The organism is uncultured Caballeronia sp., assembly GCF_964243625.1.
In the GTDB taxonomy this organism is placed as follows: Bacteria; Pseudomonadota; Gammaproteobacteria; order Burkholderiales; family Burkholderiaceae; genus Caballeronia.
In genome coordinates, this window is the sequence record NZ_CAXTGZ010000610.1 from 1 (window position 1) to 3,618 (window position 3,618).

General features: G+C 61.7%; 3 protein-coding genes. 2 read left to right on the forward strand and 1 reads right to left on the reverse strand.

Annotation, left to right across the window (positions count from 1 at the left end; all coding sequences use genetic code 11):
* Positions 1 to 45 precede the first annotated feature (45 nt).
* Positions 46 to 876, forward strand: a complete 831-nt coding sequence (locus tag ACFFAR_RS27935; RefSeq protein ID WP_375508882.1) for an alpha/beta fold hydrolase — start codon at positions 46 to 48, stop codon at positions 874 to 876.
* A 36-nt stretch (positions 877 to 912) separates the two neighbouring features.
* Positions 913 to 2,052, forward strand: coding sequence for an AI-2E family transporter YdiK (gene ydiK / locus ACFFAR_RS27940; protein ID WP_236873435.1), 1,140 nt, complete (start codon positions 913 to 915; stop codon positions 2,050 to 2,052).
* 4 nt (positions 2,053 to 2,056) lie between these two features.
* Here the strand turns inward: ydiK and ACFFAR_RS27945 are convergent, their stop codons facing one another.
* Positions 2,057 to 3,481: an aminotransferase class I/II-fold pyridoxal phosphate-dependent enzyme gene (locus ACFFAR_RS27945; protein WP_174365051.1), complete on the reverse strand. Its 1,425-nt coding sequence runs from the start codon at positions 3,479 to 3,481 to the stop codon at positions 2,057 to 2,059.
* Positions 3,482 to 3,618: the final 137 nt, after the last annotated feature.

The window sequence follows — 3,618 nt, forward strand, 5'->3', positions numbered from 1 at the left end:
TCGCTCGCGCCAGAAGCGCGAACATCTAACTCACCCGCCGCAAACATGGATCAACTGGTATCGCCTTCCTTCGCAGACTTACCAGCGGAGAACGGTCGCAATTCGCTGCGCATTGAATATCGATGGCTGAACGCGAACTCGACCGATGCTTCCATCGCCGTGTTCCTGCACGAGGGGCTCGGCTCGGTTGCAATGTGGAAGGACTGGCCGCAAGCACTTTGCGATCGACTTGGCTTTCGCGGACTGGTGTATTCGCGGCCCGGATACGGCGCGTCCACGCCGCGCGAGGCCGGCACGAAATGGCCGGTTGATTTCCTGCACGCGCAAGCACAGGACGTGCTCCCGGCATTACTCGATGTTCTTGACATAGGCCACGCCGAGCGCGCCCGGATGTGGGTGATCGGACACAGCGACGGCGGGTCCATCGCCCTGCTCTACGCGGCGGCGTTTCCTGACGCGCTGGCTGGCGTTATTGCGATTGCGCCGCATGTGTTCGTCGAAGCGATGTCGGTGGAGATGATCAGCCAGGCGAGAGTTCAGTACACGCAGGGCGACTTGCGCAGCCGCCTGGCGCGGTATCACGCGGATGTGGACTCGGCCTTCTATGGATGGAACGATATCTGGCTGAGCCCCGCGTTCAGGGACTGGAATATCACGCGTCTTTTATCGTCTATCAGGTGCCCGCTTCTCGCGGCTCAAGCCGAGGACGACGAGTACGCAACAATGGCGCAGATCGATGCCATTCCGTTGCACGCTCCCCAAACCGTGCTCGCAAAGTTGCCCGCCGGCGGCCACTCGCCGCACAGGCAATGCTCCGATTCGCTCGATGCAACGATCGCGGAATTCGTTACCGGGAAGGTCGTGCCAGGGCATTGAGGCACAATGCTGGCAAATCCTAGTCGGGAGTACCAAGTGAACCCACAAGCGGACCCACAAGCAAAGCCGCGCCCGCCAGTCGATATCGCGCGGCATCTGCTCGTGATCGTCATCCTGACGGGACTGATGATCGGCAGCCTCTATATCCTTCGGCCATTCATTCCGGGCCTGATCTGGGCTACGACCATCGTGGTCGCGACCTGGCCGGTCATGCTCGCGGTGCAGCGCCGTGTCGGCGATCGCCGATGGGCCGCCACCGCCATCATGCTCATTATCCTTGGGATCGTGATCGTTCTGCCGCTCTATAAAGCGATCTCGACCCTCGCGCTGCACGGCGGCGAGATCATGGCCGCCATCAAGAGCCTGCCGAACTACGCATTACCGCCGCCGCCCGGCTGGATCAGCGAGATTCCGCTTGCGGGCGATCGCGTTGCGCATGAATGGCAGACGTTGTCCGACTCCGGTCCGGGCGGCATCCTGGCGCGGCTCGAACCCTATGTGACCATTGCCGCGCGCTGGCTGCTCGGCCACGCGGCAATCGTCGGCGTGTTCGTGATCCACATGTTCGTGACCATCATCATCTCGGGCATTCTTTATAGCCAGGGTGACCAGGCGGCGCGGTTCGTCACACGCTTTGCCACGCGGCTTGCCAACGAGCGCGGCGCCGCGGCGGTCAAGCTCGCGGGACTCGCGATTCGCGCGGTGGCGTTGGGCATCGTCGTGACAGCGGTCGTGCAATCGACCTTGGGCGGCATCGGCTTGTGGATCGCGGGCGTGCCCGCGGCCGGCATCCTGGCTGCGTTGATGCTCATGTTGTGTCTTGCGCAGATCGGGCCGTTGCTGCCTTTGCTTGGCGGCGTGGCTTACCTCTTCTGGCACGACTCGCAACTCGCCGCCATCCTGCTGCTCGTGTGGTCGGTCATGGTCGCCATGCTCGACAACTTTCTGCGGCCCATGCTGATCAAGCGCGGCGTCAATCTGTCGATGCTGCTGATCCTCTCCGGCGTGCTCGGCGGCATGTTCGCGTTCGGGATTGTCGGGTTGTTCATAGGACCGGTGATCCTGGCGGTGACCTCGACCCTGTTGACGGCGTGGATCGATGAACCCGCGCCGGTCGCGCGCATCGCCACCGACGAAGAACGCGCCGTCACCGCGCAACACGCGGGCAAGATCTAGCGCCTCATCCGCCGTTGATCCGAAAGCCCGCCATGTGCTCGAAAAACCTGAGCGCGCGCGGGTCATCGGCGTGGGCTGTGTTGATGCGCACCCACGCCGACGACTCCCCGTTCGGCCGATAGTAACTCCCCGGCGCGAGCGTGATCCCGAACTTGAGCGCCTGCTCGACCAGCACCATGGAATCGTCGATATGCGGCACGCGTGCCCAGATGAAATTGCCGCCGGTGGGTTCATCGAAGACTTCCCAGCCGTGTTCCTCGATCCGCTGCACGGCCGTCGATAACGCGTCGCGCACCCTTCTGCGCAACCGCTCGAGATACTTCCGGTACGTCCCGCGCTCGAGCAGCGCCGCCACCACGCATTCGCTGAAACGCGATCCGCCCAGGCTCGTGAGCACTTTGACATCGACGAGATCTTTCACGAGTTCGCGCTTCGCAGCCAGATACCCGATGCGCAGCGACGATGACAATGTCTTCGACAAGCCGCCGAGATAAATCACGTGATCCAGCTGGTCGAGCGATGCCAGCCGTTGCGTCGGCGTTGCCTGGAAGTCGGCGTAGATATCGTCTTCCACGATGGTGAAGTCGTGCTGCTGCGCGAGCTGCAGCAACTTGAATGCGACTTGCGGCGCGACGTTGGTCGCGGTCGGGTTGTGGAACACCGTGTTGATGAAAAACAGCTTCGGCTTGATCGTCTTCAGCAGATGCTCGGCGAAATCGACATCCGGTCCCGTCGCCAATCGGGGCACGCCGACAATCCTCACGCCTTGAAGCTTCAGCAAACCGAACAGATTGTAATAGCCGGGATCTTCGACCAGCACGGTATCGCCGGGCTTCAGCATGAACCGCACGATCAGGTCGAGTCCCTGGCTTGCCCCGCTCGTGACGATGATGTTCGACACGTCGGCCTCGACCCCGACGTGCGCCAGGCGCATCTGGATCTGATGACGCAGGTTTGCATCGCCATGCGGCATTGCATAGTCGATCACGCTTGCCGGGTCCATGCGCATGACCTGCCGCGCGGTCTGCATGATGCCTTCCAGATCGCGCCACGCCTCGGGGACAAAACCGCTGCTGAGTTTCAGCGTCTCGCCGGGATAGTTGAATTGCTGGAGGATCTGGTTCGATTCCTCTTCAGCCAGGCGCGGATCCGAACCGCCGCCCGCGTCGTCACCGCCCATTTGATTGGCGACAAAAAATCCGGAACCGTGCTTCGGCACGATCATTCCCAGCGAGGAAAGCCGGTCATACGCCTCGATCACCGGAAAGCGGCTGATTTGCTGGCTCTCCGCCAGCGCGCGGATGGACGGCAGCTTCGCGCCCGACAGCAACTGGCGCGTGCGGATCAGGTTCGTGATGCCCGACACGAGCTGGTCAGTCATCGGGATGCCGCTACTTGTGTTGATCGCGAGGTCGATACCGGGGTTCATCGTGTCATCTCAAAAAGTGTGCAGGCAAAATCACTGAACAGTGCGGCACAACTGTTCGTGACTGTACATTTCCAAGATTGGAGTTTAAATAAATAATGGAGTCAAGAGGCCGTCTCTCTTTGAGCGGCCAGGATGGG

What these genes read in the sequence shown, in the direction of transcription:
- ACFFAR_RS27935 (WP_375508882.1), top strand. Translation starts at nt 46, where the DNA reads ATGGATCAACTGGTATCGCCTTCCTTCGCAGACTTACCAGCGGAGAAC.
- ACFFAR_RS27945 (WP_174365051.1), bottom strand. Translation starts at nt 3,481, where the DNA reads ATGAACCCCGGTATCGACCTCGCGATCAACACAAGTAGCGGCATCCCG.